This is a genomic window from Paracoccus sp. KR1-242 (assembly GCF_049446195.1).
Lineage (GTDB): Bacteria > Pseudomonadota > Alphaproteobacteria > Rhodobacterales > Rhodobacteraceae > Paracoccus > Paracoccus broussonetiae.
The window spans coordinates 246,949-266,202 of sequence record NZ_JBMSED010000001.1; the positions used below are offsets into that span (position 1 = coordinate 246,949).

18 protein-coding genes are annotated in these 19,254 nt (G+C 62.8%); 6 read left to right on the forward strand and 12 right to left on the reverse strand.

Annotation, left to right across the window (positions count from 1 at the left end; genetic code table 11):
- Nucleotides 1-2 precede the first annotated feature (2 nt).
- On the reverse strand, nucleotides 3-2,228 hold the full coding sequence (locus ACO2Q4_RS01180) for a CHAT domain-containing protein (protein WP_423316743.1): 2,226 nt from the start codon (nucleotides 2,226-2,228) through the stop codon (nucleotides 3-5).
- Nucleotides 2,229-2,922: 694 nt separating this feature from the next.
- Here ACO2Q4_RS01180 and ACO2Q4_RS01185 point away from each other — a divergent pair.
- Nucleotides 2,923-3,285 carry a hypothetical protein gene (locus ACO2Q4_RS01185; protein ID WP_423316745.1) on the forward strand — a complete coding sequence of 121 codons (363 nt, stop codon included), beginning with the start codon at nucleotides 2,923-2,925 and terminating at the stop codon, nucleotides 3,283-3,285.
- 70 nt (nucleotides 3,286-3,355) lie between these two features.
- A complete protein-coding gene (locus ACO2Q4_RS01190) occupies nucleotides 3,356-4,822 on the forward strand; it encodes a multicopper oxidase family protein (protein WP_423316747.1) in 1,467 nt (488 codons plus the stop codon).
- A gap of 43 nt (nucleotides 4,823-4,865) precedes the next feature.
- Here ACO2Q4_RS01190 and ACO2Q4_RS01195 read toward each other — a convergent pair whose 3' ends face one another.
- Nucleotides 4,866-5,645: an SDR family NAD(P)-dependent oxidoreductase gene (locus ACO2Q4_RS01195; protein ID WP_423316749.1), complete on the reverse strand. Its 780-nt coding sequence runs from the start codon at nucleotides 5,643-5,645 to the stop codon at nucleotides 4,866-4,868.
- 148 nt (nucleotides 5,646-5,793) lie between these two features.
- Here ACO2Q4_RS01195 and ACO2Q4_RS01200 point away from each other — a divergent pair, with 148 nt between their 5' ends.
- A complete protein-coding gene (locus ACO2Q4_RS01200; RefSeq protein ID WP_423316751.1) occupies nucleotides 5,794-6,276 on the forward strand; it encodes a MarR family winged helix-turn-helix transcriptional regulator in 483 nt (160 codons plus the stop codon).
- Here the strand turns inward: ACO2Q4_RS01200 and ACO2Q4_RS01205 are convergent.
- Genes ACO2Q4_RS01205 through ACO2Q4_RS01215 form a run of 3 tightly spaced genes read right to left on the reverse strand, consistent with a single transcriptional unit; the run spans nucleotide 6,273 to nucleotide 9,701 of the window.
- Nucleotides 6,273-6,614: an NIPSNAP family protein gene (locus tag ACO2Q4_RS01205; RefSeq protein ID WP_423316753.1), complete on the reverse strand. Its 342-nt coding sequence runs from the start codon at nucleotides 6,612-6,614 to the stop codon at nucleotides 6,273-6,275. The genes ACO2Q4_RS01200 and ACO2Q4_RS01205 overlap by 4 nt on opposite strands.
- Nucleotides 6,615-6,624: 10 nt before the next feature.
- Nucleotides 6,625-8,370: an FAD-dependent oxidoreductase gene (locus tag ACO2Q4_RS01210; protein ID WP_423316755.1), complete on the reverse strand. Its 1,746-nt coding sequence runs from the start codon at nucleotides 8,368-8,370 to the stop codon at nucleotides 6,625-6,627.
- A 17-nt stretch (nucleotides 8,371-8,387) separates the two neighbouring features.
- The gene (locus tag ACO2Q4_RS01215) at nucleotides 8,388-9,701 is read right to left on the reverse strand and encodes an MFS transporter (RefSeq protein ID WP_311760300.1); all 1,314 of its coding nucleotides are present in this window, start codon (nucleotides 9,699-9,701) and stop codon (nucleotides 8,388-8,390) included.
- A 307-nt stretch (nucleotides 9,702-10,008) separates the two neighbouring features.
- On the opposite strand from ACO2Q4_RS01215, the gene ACO2Q4_RS01220 reads away from it, so the two are divergent.
- Nucleotides 10,009-11,157, forward strand: coding sequence for a Hint domain-containing protein (locus ACO2Q4_RS01220; protein WP_423316757.1), 1,149 nt, complete (start codon nucleotides 10,009-10,011; stop codon nucleotides 11,155-11,157).
- 100 nt (nucleotides 11,158-11,257) lie between these two features.
- Nucleotides 11,258-11,692 carry a hypothetical protein gene (locus tag ACO2Q4_RS01225; RefSeq protein WP_423316759.1) on the forward strand — a complete coding sequence of 145 codons (435 nt, stop codon included), beginning with the start codon at nucleotides 11,258-11,260 and terminating at the stop codon, nucleotides 11,690-11,692.
- A 100-nt stretch (nucleotides 11,693-11,792) separates the two neighbouring features.
- Here ACO2Q4_RS01225 and ACO2Q4_RS01230 read toward each other — a convergent pair whose 3' ends face one another.
- From ACO2Q4_RS01230 to ACO2Q4_RS01255, 6 genes are read right to left on the reverse strand one after another with little or no spacing between them, the layout of a single operon-like run.
- Nucleotides 11,793-14,885, reverse strand: a complete 3,093-nt coding sequence (locus tag ACO2Q4_RS01230; RefSeq protein WP_423316760.1) for a valine--tRNA ligase — start codon at nucleotides 14,883-14,885, stop codon at nucleotides 11,793-11,795.
- Between the two features lie 59 nt (nucleotides 14,886-14,944).
- Nucleotides 14,945-15,613 carry a glutathione S-transferase family protein gene (locus tag ACO2Q4_RS01235; protein ID WP_423316761.1) on the reverse strand — a complete coding sequence of 223 codons (669 nt, stop codon included), beginning with the start codon at nucleotides 15,611-15,613 and terminating at the stop codon, nucleotides 14,945-14,947.
- Nucleotides 15,613-16,245 carry a glutathione S-transferase family protein gene (locus tag ACO2Q4_RS01240; protein ID WP_423316763.1) on the reverse strand — a complete coding sequence of 211 codons (633 nt, stop codon included), beginning with the start codon at nucleotides 16,243-16,245 and terminating at the stop codon, nucleotides 15,613-15,615. Before ACO2Q4_RS01240 ends, ACO2Q4_RS01235 begins: the two co-directional genes overlap by 1 nt.
- A 4-nt stretch (nucleotides 16,246-16,249) precedes the next feature.
- Nucleotides 16,250-16,885 (reverse strand): YceI family protein, encoded by a 636-nt coding sequence (locus ACO2Q4_RS01245; protein WP_423316765.1) that lies wholly within the window; start codon nucleotides 16,883-16,885, stop codon nucleotides 16,250-16,252.
- Nucleotides 16,885-17,670, reverse strand: a complete 786-nt coding sequence (locus ACO2Q4_RS01250) for a VOC family protein (protein ID WP_423316767.1) — start codon at nucleotides 17,668-17,670, stop codon at nucleotides 16,885-16,887. The genes ACO2Q4_RS01245 and ACO2Q4_RS01250 overlap by 1 nt, the downstream gene beginning before the upstream one ends.
- A gap of 10 nt (nucleotides 17,671-17,680) precedes the next feature.
- Nucleotides 17,681-18,034: a DUF1428 domain-containing protein gene (locus tag ACO2Q4_RS01255; RefSeq protein WP_311760308.1), complete on the reverse strand. Its 354-nt coding sequence runs from the start codon at nucleotides 18,032-18,034 to the stop codon at nucleotides 17,681-17,683.
- A 90-nt stretch (nucleotides 18,035-18,124) separates the two neighbouring features.
- Here ACO2Q4_RS01255 and ACO2Q4_RS01260 point away from each other — a divergent pair, with 90 nt between their 5' ends.
- Nucleotides 18,125-18,838 (forward strand): winged helix-turn-helix transcriptional regulator, encoded by a 714-nt coding sequence (locus ACO2Q4_RS01260; RefSeq protein WP_423316769.1) that lies wholly within the window; start codon nucleotides 18,125-18,127, stop codon nucleotides 18,836-18,838.
- Here the strand turns inward: ACO2Q4_RS01260 and ACO2Q4_RS01265 are convergent.
- The gene (locus ACO2Q4_RS01265) at nucleotides 18,772-19,254 is read right to left on the reverse strand and encodes a peroxiredoxin (protein ID WP_311760310.1); all 483 of its coding nucleotides are present in this window, start codon (nucleotides 19,252-19,254) and stop codon (nucleotides 18,772-18,774) included. The two genes, ACO2Q4_RS01260 and ACO2Q4_RS01265, sit on opposite strands and share 67 nt — an antisense overlap.

Here is a 19,254-nt window from a genome sequence, read left to right on the forward strand (position 1 = left end):
TGCTACCCGATCTCCTCATAATTGTCCGGGTGAATGAGAATAGTTTCTGGCCTACCAAGTTGGATGTAGCTTATGGCAGTCGACGAAGCCGCTGCAGACTTCAGCTCATACAACATTTTGGATCTATCGAGTCCAATCTCTACCAGCGCATCCAAGACGGCTTCATACGGCCAAGGATGATGGGTGTTGATTGCCATGTTTCCCAGAAGGTGAAACTTAGTGTAGCTCTCTTCATCCAGAATTTCTTTTTTGAGAAGCCTGCGGCAGAAGTCCGTCAGAAGCTGCATTTTGATCATGCCGCCCATCACCTCCATCCAACTGACCGAGCGTTTCTCGCGGTCGTTAACCACTGGAACGAATTCTGCTATTCTGTAGAGGAGCCTTGCAACGAAGGCTGAGGCGTCCCTCGCGTCGATTGGGAACGCGGACGCAAGCACGGTTCGCGCACCTATTGCGAGGAACCCGTTCGCGGTGGTGGCATGATTGCGATCGGCAGCGTGCGTGCTGCAGGCGCTAAGCAGGACGATAGGTGGAATACGCGGTGTATTCGAACGCAATTTCCAGATATCGATGGCTTCATCAATGAGATGAAGCGCTGCAGCTTTGTCATCGTCGTGGCTACCGTGTCCATCAAAAATCACCATTGGCCCCTCAAAGCTATTTAGAGCCTCCCTGAGCGACTGTTCATCTCGGACCCGCTCAGTCCGAACCTTTACTCGCTTTCCAAAGTGAGGCTCAAATGCAGAAATGGCAGCGCCGAACATACCTTCAATCGGGTCGTTTTCCGCGAGAGCACTGAGAACGAGGACTTCTTTGAAGTCGGAGACGCAATAGTTTTCGTGAGGTTGCGGTGACACCTGGGAAATGAACAAATTACCGGGGGTAACCGGAATTTTGGTCACGTTCTTCTGAACGCAGAGGGGTAGTCCGCGGATGTTTGCCCATTCGAGATGGGCATCGGAAATCAGCCTGATACCAGTTTGAGATTTTTCCACGTAAGTGAGAAACTCCGCTGGTATTGAATCTGTAATGGCTTTTTGCACTTTACTGAAGGCAGCTCTACGCTTGCGGTCATTCATGATTTTTGCGTGGTAGTGCTGAGAGAACTGTCTGACATCTCCTGCAGTTTTATTTACGGAGTTCGGAAGCCTGATCGTTGCTGAAAATTCGGATGCGGCGAGTATTGATACAACCGCCGTTCCGAGTGTGAGTTCTTCAGATCTAATACGGAAGAACATGTTCGGCCTTGGGTTTCCTTTATGGTCTTTTCCGAGAAGTGCTTTTTTCTGCCTATCGCTCGTTAAAATGAAACTGTATCCGCTCTGATTTTTAAGCATTCGCCTTGTCGCGAGGAGATCACGCTTAAATTCATCATTGAGTCCGTGACCCATGATGCTCGTGGACTGAAAGTGTGGGTAGATGGATGGCGAGAATAGGTTCAGCTCTGGCGTAGGCGGAAATGCTCTGTTCGCCTCTCTGAGGCCTATTTTTGCGCGCTCATTGAGGATTGATTCCGTCAGGATATCAAGGGTCCGCACATATGGCGTAATACCATCCTTTAGGTCGGTGAAGGGGCCATTCTGAATATCTTTGTATCCCGCTGTATATAAAGCTGAAAGGGCGGGCGTGAATGCGTTGTGTCCGCCTATCTTGGGCTCAAACTCGCGATTCTCGATGTCGGTCCAGTTAGAAATTGCTTCTTGAGCCGCTATCAGTTCATGGTCTTTCACTTGTCCTTTCAATGCGTCGCACACCTTTAGGAAACTGTTCCTCAGACCATTTATGGATAAATCCTCATAGGAGAGAGTTCCGCCCTTCGGCGCAACGACAACGAGGGGGAAAGTGTGCGCTTGGATCCAAGGTTGATAGTCTTGGATGTTATGGGCATCTCCAATGAGGAGGACCACGAACGGGAAGTGGGGAGGAGTGATAATTCTTGTAAGGGCACGTTTGGATTGGCCTGCCCACATAATCGGACTTAGGCCCGCCATTTTCAATGAGAGGCGGATATTTTGTCGTTCGGGTGTCAGCTCCCATATGTCACTGGGCAGAGTTGAAATCGAAGTTATAAGTCTGGCGTGCCTCATCAGGCTAGGGGCAAAACCCTGCATCGGGCTTGCCTCAGGGGGGCTACCATCCTCGACGGGGATGAGGTAGAAAATCTTGCTGCTGAGTGATGGGAGCGAGGTTTGCTCATCCGTCCACAAAGGCGCGGAAATCAAATTCATTGTTAAGGAACTCCGGAAGCAAAAGGGCTCGAGGTCTATTTTGATCTTGCATGCGAGTGCCCAGTCTTCAGACCGCCGGGCTGGTAGGTCATGGCGGTGCCCGAGGTCGGTAGGGCTTCAAGATACTACAGTCCTCAGATCCTGCTCAACGAGGGGCCGCTGCCCCGGCGCGTCGAACATCTGCAGCGGCCGAAATATTTTGAGTGTTCTCCGCACGCTGTCCATCGGCGCTTCATCCTTGGTTGTTGGATGTCATTGAGGGCACGCCCCTGTCATATCGCGATCGCATGAAATTGTAGGCGCCCAAAAGGACTTAATTACCTTTCATTTCGACGATCGTGCAATGAGCATCCGCAGACACCTCTCCCCGACGGTCCGTCCTTCTTCGAGTATTCAGAACTGGCGGCGGAGATCGACAGTTGACCGGTAAGTAGCGCCATCAAAGCGTTTGCTCGCCGTCATTTAAGAAGGACATGAGTAGGGCCTCCATATTGGATAGTGCTTCAATTAGGGTGTTCGATCGCGCTCCCCAGCGGTCCACCAGATCCTCCCAGAATATCAAGATCGATCCCGAATTTCGCGATGTTGCGCAATGTTGTCTGGTGTCCCGACACCGTGGGCTTGCCTGTCCTGGTGACGGGTTTCGGGGCGAAGGCGGTGGACTTCGGCTGAGGTTGGCGGCTAACCTTTCGTCATGAAGCGGTTCGCGTTCATCGTCCTTGCGATCCTGTCGCTTTGCCTTGCGCCCTATATGGCCGCGGCCCACGCCACCGGCATGGCTACGGGGCAAATGACCCATGAGCTGGCGATGGACCATGCGAGCGCGCATGATGCGCATCGCGGAACCGTGGTGACCTGCCATGGCAAGGGCAGCTGTGGCACGGATGCTGCCGTTTGCGCCTGGGTCTGTGCCGGAGGGGCGGCCATCGATCCGGTTTCAACCACTTTCCGCACTGTCCCGGTGCCGCGCGCTTTTCATGCGCTGCCCGCGGCGCGGATCGGCAAGGGAATGGTGCCGCCGCTGAACGAGCGCCCTCCCAATCCTTCCTCCCTCTGAAGCTGCACGCCGCTGTGGCGTGCGACAATCTGATTTCAGAGGGGAATCGTGGATTCCCACGGAGGCGAAGATGACTCTTCTTACCAGGCGCGGCTTTCTTGCCGCGGGCGTCGCGGCATCGGCAATGGTCCAGTTCCCGCGTATCGGGATGGCCGAACCCCCGGCAATTGGCCTGCGCGCCGCCAGCCGGACGCTTGACATCGACGGGCGGGCGGCCTCGGTCTGGGGGCTTGCGGGCCCCTCGGGGCAGGGGCTGATCCTGGACCCCGGCACGCGGTTTCGGGTCGACCTGACCAACGATCTGCCAGAGCCGACAATCATCCATTGGCACGGCCAGATTCCACCAAATGCGCAGGACGGCGTGCCCGACATGCCGATGTCGAAGCTGAAGCCTGGCGAGACGCGAAGCTATGACTATGCGGCGATCCCCGGCACCTACTGGATGCATTCTCATATCCCTATGCAGGAAATGCGCCTGCTGGCCGCGCCGCTGATCGTGCGCAGCGCCAGCGACATCGCGGCCGACCGGCAAGAGGTGGTGATGTTCCTGCATGACTTTGCCTTCAAGTCGCCCGCCGAGGTGATGGAGGAGATTGCGGGTGGTCATGCGCCCTCGGGTCACGAAGGCATGGATCACGGCGCCATGCCGATGAAGCAGCCGATGGCCGGAATGGACCATGCGGGCATGTCGGGCCATGACATGTCTGGCATGGCCACAATGCAGATGGACCTGAACGATTATGACTGGGACGCCTATCTGACCAACGACCGCACCCTGTCCGACCCCGAAGTGATCCGGGTCGAGCGGGACGGCCGCGTGTTGCTGCGGGTGGTCAATGCCGCTGCCGCCACGGTCTTCTGGATCGATACCGGCGGGGTTCAGGCGCGGCTGGTGGCGGTCGACGGGCAGGGCATCCAGCCCCTGACCGGCACCCGCTTCGGGATCGCGATGGCGCAGCGCCTTGACCTGGAGTTCGAGCTGCCGGGCACGGGATCATGGCCGATCCTGGCGATCCGCGAAGGGGCGCGGGAGCGCACCGGCCTGATCCTGGCCACGGCGGGGGCAAAGGTGCCGAAGCTTTCGCCTTTGGCCGACCAGAACGCCGCGGCCTTCGACACCGACATGGCGCAGGAAATGCGGCTGATCGCGAGTGATCCGCTGCCGGCGCGAGAGGTCCAGACGAGCCGGGCGCTGATGCTGGGCGGCACGATGCAGCCCTATCTCTGGACGATCGACGACAAGGTCTGGGGCGAGCATGTTCCCGTCACCGCGCGTTCGGGCGAACGGGTCGAGATCATGTTCCACAACATGTCGATGATGGGCCACCCGATGCACCTGCATGGACATACGTTCCAGGTGGTCGAGGTGAACGGGCGGCGGTTCTCCGGCGCGCGGCGCGATACGGTCTATGTGCCGCCGATGGCGATGGTGACGGTGGCACTGGACGCGGGCGAGGCCGCGCGCTGGATGCTTCACTGCCACCACATGCCGCATCTGGAAACCGGTATGATGACGGAATTCGCCATCACCGCCTGAGCTTTTGGCGGGGCCGCAAGGTGCCCCGCCATCCATCCGCGGATCAGGAATATCCGGGACGCGGCACCAGCCCCATCAGCGACTGCGACAGGCCGCCATCGACCACGATCTCTTGTCCGGTGACATACGAGGCGCGGGGCGAGGCCAGGAACAGCGCGACCTCGGCCATGTCCTCGGGGGCGGCGATGCGGCGCAGGGGCACCATCTCTTCACGTCGGGCCTTGGTTTCGGGATCGGCATAGAAGGCCTCGGACAACGGCGTCCGCACCAGGCCCGGACTGACGCAGTTCGAACGGACCCCGCGTGGGCCCCATTCCTGCGCCATTTGCCTTGACAGCATCAGGATCGCCGATTTCGACGCGGAATAGGCCCCGCTGGCGGGCTGGGGCTGGCTTCCGGCAATCGACGAGAAATGAACGATCGCCCCGGCTCCACGCGCCAGCATTGCCCGGCCGAAAGCCTGCGAGGTCAGCAGATAGCCGGTCAGGTTGATGCGCAGCATCGCCGACCAATCCGGCTCGGCAATGCTGTCCAGGGGACCGGGTCGCAGGATGCCTGCATTGTTGATCAGCACATCCGCGCCGCCCAGCTCATCGACGCGGGCGGCGGCGGCTTCGATCTCGTCGCCCTTCGACAGATCGCAGGCCAGCGCCACAGCGGACTGGCCCAGTTCCTCGGTCAATGTCCCCAGCGCGGCAGCATCGCGGTCCAGCGCGACCACGCGTGCGCCCTGCGCCGCGAAAGCCTGGCAAAGCGCGCGCCCGATGCCGCCCCCTGCGCCGGTGATGACGACGGTCTTGTCCTGAAGTTCAAGCCAACTCATCGGTTTCTCCTTGTCTCTTGCCAAATGAGATGTTGCGAAGGCAACAAAATCGCTTATGTCTTTGGGGTGTCAGGCAATCTGCCAGTGCCCGTTCGTGCTGCCCGGATGCCCTTCACGCGACGCACGCGGGACAAGGCAGGGGAGTTTCATGCAATCCGATCATTTCGACCTCAACCGGTGCATCGGGGCGCTCAGCCTGCGCTTTTCCAGCCGCCTTGGTGCGGGCGCGTCGCAGGAATATCATGAGCGGTTCCAGATCGGCGTGGTCGAGTGGCGCATCCTGTGTCACCTGGCGGTCGAGCCGTGGTCGAATGTCATTGCGATGGCGAATTCCATCGGGCTGGACAAAAGCTCGGTCAGCCGGGCGTTGTCGGGGATGGAGGCGCGCGGCCTTGTCGAGATGCGCGACGCCGCCCGCCGCAAGCGCGAGGCGAACCTGACCGAAGCCGGGCTTGCGCTGCACCGCCAGGTTCTGCCCATTGCCCGCGCGCGCGAAGCCGCGCTGCTTGACGGCTTTTCGGACAAGGAATTCGACCAGCTTCTGTCCTTCCTGCACCGGCTCATCATCAATCTTCCCAAGGTTGAAGAGGACGCACAATCCCGCGCCGACACCGAAACCGAAACCGCCTAGCCCGCCAGCGAGGGCAGGGGGGCCGCCCGCAGCAGCCGGTCCTCTTGCGCGACGACCAGATGGGCCGAGGCGCGCATGTATTCGGCAAAGTCCGGGTCCGTGTCGCGGGCGTGCCAGCGCGCCTCCATATCCGCCATGTCGCGATAGGCCCACAGGTGGACGACCTGGTTCAGCGTGCCGACCGTGCTTGTGTAAAAGCCGATCGGTGCGCCCAGGCTACGCAGCAGCACGGGCATGGCCACGCGGTCGAAGACCTCGAGGAACTCGGCCATGCGGCGCGGTGTGATCGTATAGACGCGCAGGTTGACCAGCGGCCTGTCTTGGGGGGCGGTGAACATCGTCTTCTCCTCAGGCGGCATCGGGCGTGTGCTCGCAGGTCGCGTCGTCATCCAGCTTTCCGGCCAGCGCCAAAGCGGCGACATAGCCGAAGGTCATGGCTGGTCCGATGGTGATGCCAGCACCCGGATAAGCCCCGCCCATGATCGAGGCGGCGTCGTTCCCCGCCGCGTAAAGCCCCGGAATCGGGCGATCCTGTTCGTCCAGCACCCGCGCGCGTGTGTCGGTGACAAGTCCGGGGAAAGTCCCCAGATCCCCCATCACGATCCGCAGCGCATAGAACGGTCCCTGTTCGACCGGCGCGACATTGGGATTGGGCTTGTGCGCCGCATCGCCAAGATAGCGGTTGAAGCCGGAACTGCCGCGACCGAACTGCGCGTCCTCGCCCCGGCGGGCGCCAAGGTTGTAGGTGTCGATCTCATGCGCCAGAGCCTCGGGGGGGACGCCGATCTGCTGAGCCAGATCCTGCACCGTCCTCCCTCGCCGCAGATAGCCCGAGCGCAGATGTGGCGACAGCGGCATCGGATAGGGTTTCACGAAGCCGATTCCGTATTTGCGGATGGTGCGGTGATCCGCGATCAGCCACGCTTCCGTCTTGCCGGTGCCACGGCAGGCTTCGATCATGGCCTCACCGACATCATGATAGGACGAGCTTTCGTTCACGAAGCGCCGCCCCGCGGGCGTCACCATGATGAAGCCCGGCTTGTAGCGGTCGACCAAATGCGGAAAGGCGACCTCTCCGCCGGGGAACGGCACCTTCGAGACGGGCATCCAGGCGGCGGCATTGGGCAGGCCGGCGGACAGGTGGCCGCCTGCAGCCTCGCCCAGCGTGATGCCGTCGCCGGTATTTCCTTCGGGGACCGGGGTGAAATGCTCGCCCCCCTCGCGCAGATGCGGATAGATGGAGCGGGTGCGCAGGGGATCGCGGGCAAAGCCGCCCGCCGCCAGCAGGACGCCACGGGTCGCGGAAAATTCGCGCCTTTCCCCGTCGATGGTCGCGGCGACCCCGATAACGCGGCCATCCGCTTGCAGAAGCTCGGTGACGGTTGCCCCGGTCTCGATCCTGATCCCCAGGTCCAACGCCGATTTCGCCAACCGCGCCGCCAGCGCATTGCCCGATGTCAACTGCACCCCGCGGCGATAGCGCAGCAGATGCAGCAGATGTACCCCAAGCCGCTTCGCGACATAGGCGGCCGAGACGGGCGAGCGGGTAAAGTTGAAGAAATGCTTCAGGTCGTTGTTCGACGAATTGAACATCATTCCCATGAAGGTGATGGTCTTCAACGGCGGGCGCAGTCGCGCCAGCTCGGCTCCCAGACGCCGCGCGTCATAGGGCGCGGCCGTGATCGAGCGGCCGATCTGGACACCGCCCGGCGCTTCGGGGTGATAGTCGGGATAGATCGAGGGGACGAAGGCCACCTCGGTCTCGGCCTCCATGAAGCGCAGCATGCGCGGGCCGAAATCCAGATAGGCGTCGATAAAGGCGCGGTTGTAATTCGGCCCGGCTTCGTGGCGCATATAGGTGTGGACAGCCTCGCGATCGACCCTGGTTCCGCCCTGTTCGGGGGAACGATCCTCGAAATGCGGGTTCCCGGGGATCCAGGCGACGCCGCCCGAAAAGGCCGTGGTGCCGCCAAAGACCGGCGCCTTTTCCAGCACGATCACCGACAGGCCGGATTTGCGCGCGGTAATGGCGGCGGTCAGTCCGGCGGCGCCCGATCCGACGACGACGACATCATGGCTGTTGGTTGCGGACATGGCGGGGTTCCTTTCAGTCATGCCGGATTGCGGCCGCGGACGAACAGTGCCGCGATGCCTGCGATCAGAAGCGGGATGGCAAAGACGGCCAGCAGCGCAGGCAGGCCAAGACCCTGTCCGATCAGCACGCCGCCCAGCATCGGCCCGATGACCGCGCCGATGCGGCCGATCCCCATGGCCCAGCCGATCCCGGTCGAGCGGATCTCGGAAGGATAAAGCGCGGCGGCCAGCGCGTAAAACGAATTGAAACCGCCATTGGTGGTGAAGCCGGCCAGAAAGGCCAAGGCCAGCGTGACCGCCAGCGTCACCGACAGATAGCCGAAGGCCGCGACCACGACCGCGCCGCACAGCATTGCGGCAAAGGTGGCGCGTTGCAGGCCGATCCGGATGGCGATGCCACCGATGACGAAAGTGCCGACAAAGCCGCCCAGGTTGAACAGGGCCCCGGCATAGATGGCGTTCTCGACCGCAAGGCCCGATTGTACCGAAAGCTGGGTAATCCACGAAACAAGGAAGTAAAAGGTCATGAACCCCATGATCACCGCGATCCACAGGCACAGCGTCCCTGCCAGCCGTCCGTCACGGAAGATGGTTGCGGGCGAGATCCTGCTGCCCGAGATCCGCGGCGGCAGCGACGGCAGGGCGGTCTCTCCCAGCCGACCCAGCAGGCGGTTCAGTCGGGCCAGCGCATCCTTGGGCTGGACCCGTTTCAGATAATCGATGGATTCGGGCAGAAGCACCACCACCAGCGGCAGGATCGCCAGCGACACGAAGCCCGCCCCGGCCAGCATCGCGCGCCAGCCGTGGACGGGCAGCGCATGGGCCACGACCAGCCCTGTCAGGACCGCACCCAGCGGATAGCCCGCGATGGTCCCGGCGACGATCATGCCTTGCTGGCCCGGCGGCGCGTACTCCGCCGCGATCGTGCTGACGCTGGCCAGGAATGCTCCCACGGCCATGCCGATGATCGCGCGCAGGATCACCAGTTCGGTGACGTTCTGCACCCGGCTCGACAGCAGCATGCTGGCAGTGATCAGCGTCAACAGCGCCACGATCAGCGGCCTGCGCCCGAAGCGGTCGGCCAGCGGCGCGATGAACAGTCCGCCGACCGCCATGCCCGCCAGCGAGGTGCTGAAAACAACCCCCAGCGCCTCGGGGCCCAATTGCCACGAGGACTTCAGCGACGGCGCGATATAGGACATGATCACGATGTCCATGCCGTCGATCGCGTTCAGCAGAAAGCAGATCAGGATGACGGCCACGCGCAGTGGCGTCCAGCGCCCGTCGCCTGCCTTGCCCCGCGCCCGGTCCACCATGATCGTATGTGCCATCTCGCCTCCCCGAAATGCGGCAAGCCGCAGCCGGCGCGCGAAAGCATGGCTTCGCGGTCAGCAAACTTGCCGTGGATGATCATCAGAATGCGCCGCCTTCTCCCCCGGCGACGTTCGGATCTGCATAGGGGAGCCGCGGGCTTCGGTCAAACATTTTGTTGCGGTCGCAACACATGGCGAGATCGAAAGCTCGCCACTCAGCCGCTGCGGCGCGGCATTCACCCTTGCGCCACTGCCTTTTTGCTGGCTAGCTGAGGGGATATTGAGATGACGAGCCTCCACTTTTCCTCCCCATCGGAGCTGAGCAATGGCGACTTATATTCTTCCCCCCGACGCCGTCGCGGTTGGATCGACCAACCAGCAGGCAGGTGAGACGGTCATTACCCCCACGTCATTGCCGATCAACGATTTCCTGATCTCGCAAGGCTATGATCCGGCGGATGCCGTGGTCACGATCACCATCGACGACCAGTATATCGTCGATGACGAGGATCTGGATGGCGACGGCACCCCCGACCCCTACATCCCCGACGATACGCCGGTATCGAGCTTCGAAATCGATGCCGATGGAGACGGGACCGCCGATTACTACGTCGCAGGGCAAGGCTCGCAGGCCAGCGAGTTGTCGACCAACAACCAGTACAGCGGCAATACCTGCAGCTACAGCGGGGGCTTCTATTTCCACGACTCCGAAACGGGCGAGGAGGTGGACAGCGTCAATGGCACGATCTTCATCACGACCGACGGCACCTTCACCCCGGGTGTAAGCAAGCCCGTGGTGCCGATGGACAATGGCGGCATCGCGCTGGACGATTTGGTCGTGGTCTGCTTCACGCGCGGCACATGGATTACGACGCCCGACGGCCCCCGCCTGATTGAGGAACTGGCCGTCGGCGATCTTGTCACCACGCTTGACCAGGGACCGCAGCCGATCCGCTGGATCGGGTCGCGCCGGCTCAGTCGCGGGACACTGGCGCGGCTGCCGAACCTGCGCCCGATCCGCATCGCCGCGGGGGCACTCGGGCCGGGCCTGCCGGAAACCGATCTTGTCGTTTCGCCCCAGCACCGGATGCTGCTGTCCTCGCCCATCGTGCGCAGGCTGTTCGAGACAGACGAAGTCCTTGTTCCTGCCAAGAAGCTTCTCGGGCAACCCGGCATTGCCGAGGAAGCGGCGCAATCGGTCGAGTATTTCCACATCCTGCTGGACCGCCATCAGGTCGTGATCGCGAATGGCGCGCCCTCGGAAACCCTGCTGGTCGGGCAGATTGCGCTGCGCGCGCTGGGGGCCGAGGCGCGGCGAGAGATCTCGCTCATCTTCCCCGAGATTGCCTTGCCCGGCTTCACGCCGGTTCCGGCGCGCCAGCTTGCCGCGCCACGCCGGATCGGCAAGCTGGTCGAACGCCATGTCAGGAACGGTCATCATCTGTGCCAGCAGGTCAGATCGGCTGCGAGCTGAAATCCGGCGCAGGCGATTCCTTGCCGGTCCCCTTGCTTCCGTGGGGCCGGAACCGGCCATTGCGCGTTATCCTGGATCAAGAAGGTTCAGGAGCAGGACAATGAAGCTCGCATCCAGATTGGCCGCCGCGGGATTGGTGCTTGCCACTCTTGGCGCGGCGCCCGCGATGGCCGATCCCGGCAATGGGAAAGGCCATGGCAACGGGAATGGCAAAAAGCACGCGCGCTATGGCCACGATCAGGGCAAGCACGGCGACTATCACGGGCGAAGCAATTACGTCGCCGACTGCCCGCCGGGACTCGCCAAGAAGAACCCGCCCTGCATACCGCCCGGCCAGGCCCGGAAATACGGGAACCGCGTCGGGGACACCTTGCGCATCGGCGATTATGTCGTGATCCGCGATCCGCACCGCTATGACCTCGAGCAGCGGCGGGGCTGGGATTACTATCGTGACGACGACCGCATCTATCGCGTCGACAGCGGCACCCGGAAGGTGCTGGCTGTCATGAACCTGATCGACGCCTTCACGAACTGAACGCAGGCAGAAAAAAGCCGGGCATTCCTGCGGACGCCCGGCCTTCACCGTTTTTCAAATACCCATCTTGGCCGCGCCACCGGGGCGGCGCGGGGGCAGGTCACATGGCCGCCAACTGCGCCAGCGCCGCACGGATGCGGGCCACGTCGTCTTCAAGCGCGGCCAGTTTGTCGCGGGTTTCCTCGATCACCTCGGGCTCGGCATGTTCGACGAATTTCGGGTTCGAAAGCCGCCCGCGCAGTCCGGCCGCGTCCTTTTCGGTCTTGGCCGCGGATTTCTCCAGCCGGGCGGTTTCGGCCTTCACGTCGATCATCTCGCCCACTGGCAGGGCAAAGCTTGCTCCCAGCGCGGCGACCGAGATCATGCCCGGACCCATCTTGCCGGCAGCGGGCGGATTGACGCGCGCCAGCCGCTCAATCAGCGGACCGTTCGCGGCCAGGGCTTCGCGTGCGGCCTCGTCCGCTTCGGTCACGATCAGGTCGGGGCGCGCCCCGGCCGGCACGCCGATCTGCGCGCGGGCGGAACGGATATTCTCGATCAGCTGGATCACCCAGTTCATCTGGCGATCGGCATCGGCGTCGATCAGCTCTGCACCGAATTCCGGCCAGTCGCCGTGGACCAGCATCTTCGGACGATCTCCGGTCAGCGCCCAAAGCTCTTCGGTCAGGAACGGCATGATCGGATGCAGCATGGTGTAGCACTGGTCCAGAACCCAGCCCATCGTCGCCAGCGTCTCGTCCCGATATTCGCCATCGAACAGCGGTTTCGAGAATTCGACATACCAGTCGCAGACCTTGCCCCAGACAAAGGCGTAAAGCCCGGTCGCCGCATCGTTGAAACGATAGCTGGCCAGCGCCTCGTCGGTCGCGATGCGGATGCGGGCGACCTCGCCGATGATCCAGCGGTTCACGACATGCGTGGGCTCGGGGCGCGCGCCACCGCCACGCACGCCGTTCATCTCGGCAAAGCGGGTCGCGTTCCAGATCTTGGTGACGAAGTTGCGGTTCGCCTCGACATGCTTCGGCCCCAGCTTCGGATCGCGGCCCATTGCCGCCATGCTGGTCAGGGTAAAGCGCAGCGCATCCGCGCCATATTCGTCGATCAGCGTCAGCGGGTCGATCACGTTGCCTTTCGACTTCGACATCTTCGCGCCCTTCTCGTCGCGCACCAGCCCATGCACATAGACGGTGCGGAAGGGGACGTCGCCGACGACGGCCAGTTGCATCATCATCATCCGGGCGACCCAGAAGAAGATGATGTCGAAGCCGGTGATCAGCGTGCTGGTCGGGAAATAGCGCGACAGTTCCGGCGTCTGTTCAGGCCAGCCCAGCGTTCCGATCGGCCACAGGCCGGACGAGAACCAGGTATCCAGCACGTCGGGATCGCGCCAGACCGGATAGACCAGCCTGGTCGGATCCTGCGTCAGGTTGTAATCGGCCAGACCCTGCGAAAAGGCGTCGATTGCTGCCTCGCGGTCGGCAACCTCGATCACGCGGGCGATTTCCAGCGGCTGGGGTAGGCCCGCGATGCTGTCGCGGAACTTCTCGACCACCTCGGAGAAATGCGCGGCGGCATGGTGGATCTCGTCACGGTGGACAAGGCCTTCCTCCAGCAGGGCGAAGATCTCGACATCGTCCAGCGCGCCGTCATTGTCGTCATCGACCTGGCCTTCGCGGCCCATGTCCAGCCCATACCAAACCGGGATCTGGTGGCCCCACCACAGCTGACGACTGATGGTCCAGGGCTCGATATTCTCAAGCCAATGGAAATAGACCTTTTCATGCTGCTCGGGCAGGATCTTCGTCGCGCCCGAACGCACGGCTTCCAGCGCGGGCCCCACGATCTTGGCGGTATCGACGAACCACTGGTCGGTCAGCATCGGCTCGATCACCACGCCCGAGCGGTCGCCGAAGGGCTGCATGATCGGCTTTGCTTCGACCAGCGGGCGGCGTTCCAGATGCTCGGCCCCGGTTTCCTTGTCGATTTCCTTGTGCAGATAGGTGACGGCCAGACCCTCTGCGTTGATCTGCTCGATCACCGCCTTGCGGGCCTCGAACCGGTCCAACCCGCGCAGGTCATCAGGGACGAGGTTCACGTTCGAGACGTCGCCGACATCCTCGCCGCGCGCCGCTCGGGACGCGATCCCGGCGCTTTCGGCATAGCTGAGGCCGTCCTGGCGCATCGCGCCCTTGCCGTCCATCAGCGCGTAAAGCGGGATGTCGTTGCGGGTGGCGACGCCATAGTCGTTGAAGTCATGCGCGCCGGTGATCTTGACGGCGCCCGAGCCGAAATCCGGGTCCGGATATTCGTCGGTGATGATCGGGATCAGGCGGCGCAGGTGCTTCGGCCCAACGGGGATCTCGACCAGCTTGCCGACGATCGGGGCATAGCGGGCATCGTCGGGGTGAACCGCGACCGCGCCATCGCCCAGCATGGTTTCGGGGCGCGTGGTGGCGATGCTGATATAGTTGCGCGTCTCGCGCAGGATGACGGTCCCGTCCTCGTCCCGCTCGACATATTCATAGGTTTCGCCACCGGCCAGCGGATATTTGAAGTGCCACATATGGCCGGGAACCTCGCGGTTCTCGACTTCAAGATCGCTGATCGCGGTTTCGAAATGGGGATCCCAGTTCACCAGCCGCTTGCCGCGATAGATCAGGCCCTTGTCGTGCATCTCGACGAAGACCTTGATGACGGCGTCGTGGAAGTTGCCTTCCTGACCCTTGGGGGCACCGGGGGCGCCCGACATGGTAAAGGCGTTGCGCGACCAGTCGCAGGAGGCGCCAAGACGCTTCAACTGCCCGATGATCGTATCGCCGGATTCCTGTTTCCAGGCCCAGACCTTCTGCAGAAAGGCCTCGCGCCCGATCTCGCGGCGGTTCGGTTCCTGACGCTGGGCCATCTGGCGCTCGACGACCATCTGGGTGGCGATCCCCGCATGGTCCTGGCCCGGCTGCCACAGCGTGTCGAAGCCGCGCATCCGGTGCCAGCGCACCAGGATGTCCTGCAGCGTGTTGTTCAGCGCGTGACCGATATGCAGACTGCCGGTCACGTTGGGCGGCGGGATCACGACCGAAAAGCTGTCCGCCCCCGGTTTCGCATTGGCTCCGGCGGCGAAAGCATCGCTCGCCGCCCATTCACCCGCGATCCGCGCCTCGGCCGTGCTCGCGTCGAAGTTCTTTTCCATGGCCATCTCGTCACCCCTTTGATCGTCAAGGGGATAGCGAAACACGGACAAAAGGCCAAGAGGCGCTAGGCCCTGAACCGTTGCGGAACCAGCTCGGGGAAGGGGAAATATTGCAGCCAGGGCACCGCCTCGGTGCGGGCGCGCTGGAATGAGGGCCGCGCGAGCAGCCGCTCGAAATAGGCGGCAAGGGCGGGATGGCCCGCGAAGGGGTGGATCATCCCCGCGTAGAACAGCGCAGGTGCCGCCGCGCAATCGGCCAGACCGAAATCACCGGCCGCCCATTCCCGGCCCTTGAGGTGATGGTCCAGCGCGACATAGGCACGCTCAAGTCGGTCGTGCACGAAGCGACCGACCGGTTCTTCGACGCCCTCGCCCATGAACAGGCGCGCGCTGACGATGGTCTGCATCACCTGCATGACCTGAAAGTCGAAGAACCGGTCCCATTGCCGCGCCGACAGCGCGGCGTCGGGGTCCGCCGGCAGCATCCGCACCTTGCCCGGATAATGCCGGTCCACATATTCGATCATCACCGAGGATTGCGACAGGATGACCCCGCGCGCATGGTCCTTCAACCCCGGCATCAGGCCCATCGGCTCGATCCCGGCCATCAGGGCGCGATCCTCTTCCTGACCAAGGTCGATCTGGTGGAAGGTGAAGGGCGCGCCGGTTTCATACAGCGCGACCAGCACCTTCTGGGTATAGGATGAGAGCGGGTGGCCATAGATGGTCAGCATCACGCGGCCTCGGCGAAATGTTCAAGCTGCGCGGCATGGGCCCGCTGGAAGGCGGGTCGCGCGATCATCCGCGCCAGATACTCGGCCAGCACCGGATGGGCCGCAAGTTCGCCCAGGCTTTCGACATTGCGCAGGACATCGGTCATTAGGATATCGGCGATGGTGAATTGGCCCGCCGCGATGAAGTCCCGATCCGCCAGAACCGGTTCAAGCTGTCGCAGGCGTTCATGCACGCGCGGCAGCGCCAGTTCCTCTGCCACCGCATTCCGGTCGAAGACGCGCGCCAGCGCCAGGGCCATCACCACGGGCTCAAGACTGTTCAGCGCCGCGATCAGCCATTGCTGGGTCTGGGCCCGTGCCTGCGGATCGCGGGGCAGCAGGCTGTCCTGTCCCTCGCCAAGATACAGAAGTATCGCACCGCTTTCGAACAGCGACAGTTCCCCGTCGCGCAGGATCGGCACCTGACCAAAGGGCTGGCGCGCATAATGCGCGGGAGTCCTTTCACGCACGCTGGTCGTCTCGACCTGATAGGGCAGGCCCGCTTCCTCGCAGGCCCAACGGATGCGCAGGTCGCGGACAAAGCCGCGGGCCATGTCAGGCACCCAGTCGAAGGTGGTGATTACAACAGTCATCGTCTCACTCCTTTCGGGCGAATTCCGCGTCGATCGAGATCGGGATCGGCTCGGTGAAAAATGCGTTCAGGCCGTAAGCCTGCGGGTCAATCTGCGTCTCGGCACGCAGGCCGATCAGGTCGCGGATCACGGGATTGCCGTTTTCGTCCCCGGTATAGCCCTTGCCCGCGCCGACAAGCTCGACCCGGAAGGTGGCGGGGTGGGTCTTGCCCATCAGTGTCAGTTGGCCGGATACGGTCCCGGCGGTATTGCTGTCCGCAGTGAAGCTGTCCGAGACGAAGCTGGCAGTCGGGTTTGCCGCACCATTCAGATAGTCCTTGCCGGTCAGGATTTCGGCAAAACCCTCGACCGGGGTCGAGATCGAGGCGATCTCGACCTGCGCGGTCAGCTTGCTGGAACCGGGATCGTCGGGATTCCATTCCAGCACGCCGCTGACCTTGTCGAAGCGGAAGACACTGTAGGAAAAGCCCAGGTGCTGGACGCGGGCGATGACCCCGGTGTGGTAGTGGTCCAGGTTATAGGTGCCGGCCGCGGCGGCATGGTAATCCTTTTGCCCATGCGGCACGTCCGACGGCTTGATGTCCTGCGCCATGGCGGGCGTGGCGCAGAGCAGGGCGGCGATAATGGTCGCGCGGATCATCAGACATCCTCTTTCGGGCCGACGACCGAGAAATGGGCCCCTTGGGCGTCGCGGAAGAAGGCGATGAAGGCACCGCCCGGAACCTCGACCGGGCCATGCATCAGCGTGGCCCCGCCACCGGTTGCTCGCGTAATCGCGGAATCGACGCCGTTCACCCCGAAATAGGGCAGCCAGCACGGCACGGGCGAATTGCCCAGGCCCATCATCCCGCCGATATCGGCCCCGTTCCACGAGAAGAGCTGATAGGTGCCCATCTCTCCCATGTCGACGGCGGTCGAGCGGGTCCAGCCGAACAGTTCGGCATAGAAATCCAGCGCGGCCTTTGGGTCGGTCGACATCAGTTCGATCCAGTTGCCGTGGCTTTCCTTTCTTTGGTTCCAGGCACCGGATTCCACCGGGGGCTGGGGTTCCATCGGCAGGGGCTGAAGCACGCCGAAGGCCGCCCCCTGCGGATCCGACAGGATGGCGAAGCGCCCGGTCCCCGGAATGTCGGCAGGTTCGCGAAAGACAGTGCCGCCCAGCGTCTTGACCTTGGCCGCGGCGGCGTCGGCATCGTCCACGTCGAAATAGACCATCCAGAAAGGCGGAGTTCCGGCGCAGTCGTCCGGCATTTCGGCCAGCCCGGCGACCATGTCGCCGCCGTGGCTGGCCAGATGATAGGTAAAGCCGTCCATGCCGGCGTCGGCGATGCTCCAGCCGAACAGCTTGCCATAGAACTGATCGGCCTGGGGCAGGGCGCCCTTGTCGGTGGACAGCTCGAACCAGCAGGGTTTGCCGTGATACATGATCCGGTCCTCAGTTGCCGTCGAAGACGGGTTCGAACCCGCCCCACATCATCCGCATCCCGTCGAAGGGCATTTCGCCCATCTTTTCCATTTCGGGGTCGGACATCATCTTTTCATAGGCGGTGTCGGCGGTGGCCTTGTCGGGCCATTCGATCCACGAGAACAGGACCGTCTCGTCCTCTTTGGCCTTGGTGGCCATGTGGAAGTCCGTGACCTTGCCATGCGGGACATCGACGCCCCAGTTCTCGACCATGCGGACTGCGCCCGCCTTCTTGAAATAGGGCCAGGCCATTGCGGCGTGATCCACATATTTCTGCTTGTTCGCAGTCGGCACGGCCAGAAGAAATCCAGAGTAATACGTCATGCGTCATCCTCCTTTTCGCGGCGCGGGAAACGCCGCCCGAGTCGCAGGCTGGCACTTGAAGTAGTAAAAAGCAACTGTTAATATGAAAACATGATCGAGACAGGCCAGACTCCGCGAACCCGCTATGACGAAGGGTGCCTTGGTGCCCACGCGCTGAATTTCATCGGCGACCGATGGGCGCTGCTGGTCGTGCGCGAATTGATGTTCGCGCCCAAGCGCTTCCAGATGATCCGGGCGGGAATGCCGGGGATCACCGCCAGCGTCCTGACGCAAAGGCTGGGGCAGATGACCCAGACCGGTATTGTGCACCATGACGCTGTGCTGGGAATTTACAGCCTGACCGAGCTTGGCCGTGCGCTGCACCCGATGCTGACCGAACTTTGCCGCTGGGCGCTGCTGCTGCCGGGGCATGATCCGAAGAAGTTCATCAGCATCTCGGCGCTGATGATCTCGATCTCGGCCACGGTGGATGCCCGTCGGGCAGCGGGATCACCGCTGCGCGCGGGGTTCCTGTCGGGCAGCGAGGGATTCGAGGTCACGATTTCCGCGCAGGGACTTCCGCAGGTCCGGGCCGTGCGCGAACCCAAGGGGGATTTCGTGCTGGTCGGCAACGGAAACGCACTGGCCGCCGCCATCTATGGCCCCCCGCCAGCCGCGCTGGCCGCGGCGGGGCGCATTGCCCTGCACGGCGATCCGGCCGCCGCGCAGGAGTTCACCGGCTTTTTCAGCATTGCGCCTCAGACGAGGTCCAGCAGCGAATCGCCCGACGAGATCGTGCAGGCGCCCGCGGCTTCCTCGACCTGAAGCTGGGTCACGACTCCGCCATCGACCAGCATCGCATAGCGCTTCGAGCGGCCGTTGACCCAGCCTGCGCCTTCGATGTTCAGGCCAAGCGCCTTGGTATAGCTGCCATCGGCATCGGCCAGAACCTCGATCCCGGCATCGGCGGCGCCGGTGGCCTTGGACCATGCTCCCGCGACGAAGGGGTCGTTGACGGTCACGCAGACAACGCGCGAGACGCCTTTTGCGCGGAACTTGTCCGCGTTCTTCACGAAGCTCGGCATGTGGCTGTTCGAGCAGGTGGGCGTGAAGGCGCCGGGCACGGCGAAGATCGCGACGCGACCTTGCGACAGTTCGGCGATGTCGACCTCGGCCGGGCCGCTTTCGCCAAGTTTGAACAGTTTCCCGGCAGGCAGCTTGTCGCCTTGCGAAATGGACAT

What these genes read in the sequence shown, in the direction of transcription:
- ACO2Q4_RS01225 (WP_423316759.1), top strand. Translation starts at nt 11,258, where the DNA reads ATGAAGCTCGCATCCAGATTGGCCGCCGCGGGATTGGTGCTTGCCACT.
- ACO2Q4_RS01250 (WP_423316767.1), bottom strand. Translation starts at nt 17,670, where the DNA reads ATGTATCACGGCAAACCCTGCTGGTTCGAGCTGTCCACCGACAAGGGC.
- ACO2Q4_RS01180 (WP_423316743.1), bottom strand. Translation starts at nt 2,228, where the DNA reads ATGAATTTGATTTCCGCGCCTTTGTGGACGGATGAGCAAACCTCGCTC.
- ACO2Q4_RS01265 (WP_311760310.1), bottom strand. Translation starts at nt 19,254, where the DNA reads ATGTCCATTTCGCAAGGCGACAAGCTGCCTGCCGGGAAACTGTTCAAA.
- ACO2Q4_RS01210 (WP_423316755.1), bottom strand. Translation starts at nt 8,370, where the DNA reads ATGTCCGCAACCAACAGCCATGATGTCGTCGTCGTCGGATCGGGCGCC.
- ACO2Q4_RS01255 (WP_311760308.1), bottom strand. Translation starts at nt 18,034, where the DNA reads ATGACGTATTACTCTGGATTTCTTCTGGCCGTGCCGACTGCGAACAAG.
- ACO2Q4_RS01220 (WP_423316757.1), top strand. Translation starts at nt 10,009, where the DNA reads ATGGCGACTTATATTCTTCCCCCCGACGCCGTCGCGGTTGGATCGACC.
- ACO2Q4_RS01215 (WP_311760300.1), bottom strand. Translation starts at nt 9,701, where the DNA reads ATGGCACATACGATCATGGTGGACCGGGCGCGGGGCAAGGCAGGCGAC.
- ACO2Q4_RS01230 (WP_423316760.1), bottom strand. Translation starts at nt 14,885, where the DNA reads ATGGCCATGGAAAAGAACTTCGACGCGAGCACGGCCGAGGCGCGGATC.
- ACO2Q4_RS01260 (WP_423316769.1), top strand. Translation starts at nt 18,125, where the DNA reads ATGATCGAGACAGGCCAGACTCCGCGAACCCGCTATGACGAAGGGTGC.
- ACO2Q4_RS01245 (WP_423316765.1), bottom strand. Translation starts at nt 16,885, where the DNA reads ATGATCCGCGCGACCATTATCGCCGCCCTGCTCTGCGCCACGCCCGCC.
- ACO2Q4_RS01185 (WP_423316745.1), top strand. Translation starts at nt 2,923, where the DNA reads ATGAAGCGGTTCGCGTTCATCGTCCTTGCGATCCTGTCGCTTTGCCTT.
- ACO2Q4_RS01240 (WP_423316763.1), bottom strand. Translation starts at nt 16,245, where the DNA reads ATGACTGTTGTAATCACCACCTTCGACTGGGTGCCTGACATGGCCCGC.
- ACO2Q4_RS01205 (WP_423316753.1), bottom strand. Translation starts at nt 6,614, where the DNA reads ATGTTCACCGCCCCCCAAGACAGGCCGCTGGTCAACCTGCGCGTCTAT.
- ACO2Q4_RS01190 (WP_423316747.1), top strand. Translation starts at nt 3,356, where the DNA reads ATGACTCTTCTTACCAGGCGCGGCTTTCTTGCCGCGGGCGTCGCGGCA.
- ACO2Q4_RS01235 (WP_423316761.1), bottom strand. Translation starts at nt 15,613, where the DNA reads ATGCTGACCATCTATGGCCACCCGCTCTCATCCTATACCCAGAAGGTG.
- ACO2Q4_RS01195 (WP_423316749.1), bottom strand. Translation starts at nt 5,645, where the DNA reads ATGAGTTGGCTTGAACTTCAGGACAAGACCGTCGTCATCACCGGCGCA.
- ACO2Q4_RS01200 (WP_423316751.1), top strand. Translation starts at nt 5,794, where the DNA reads ATGCAATCCGATCATTTCGACCTCAACCGGTGCATCGGGGCGCTCAGC.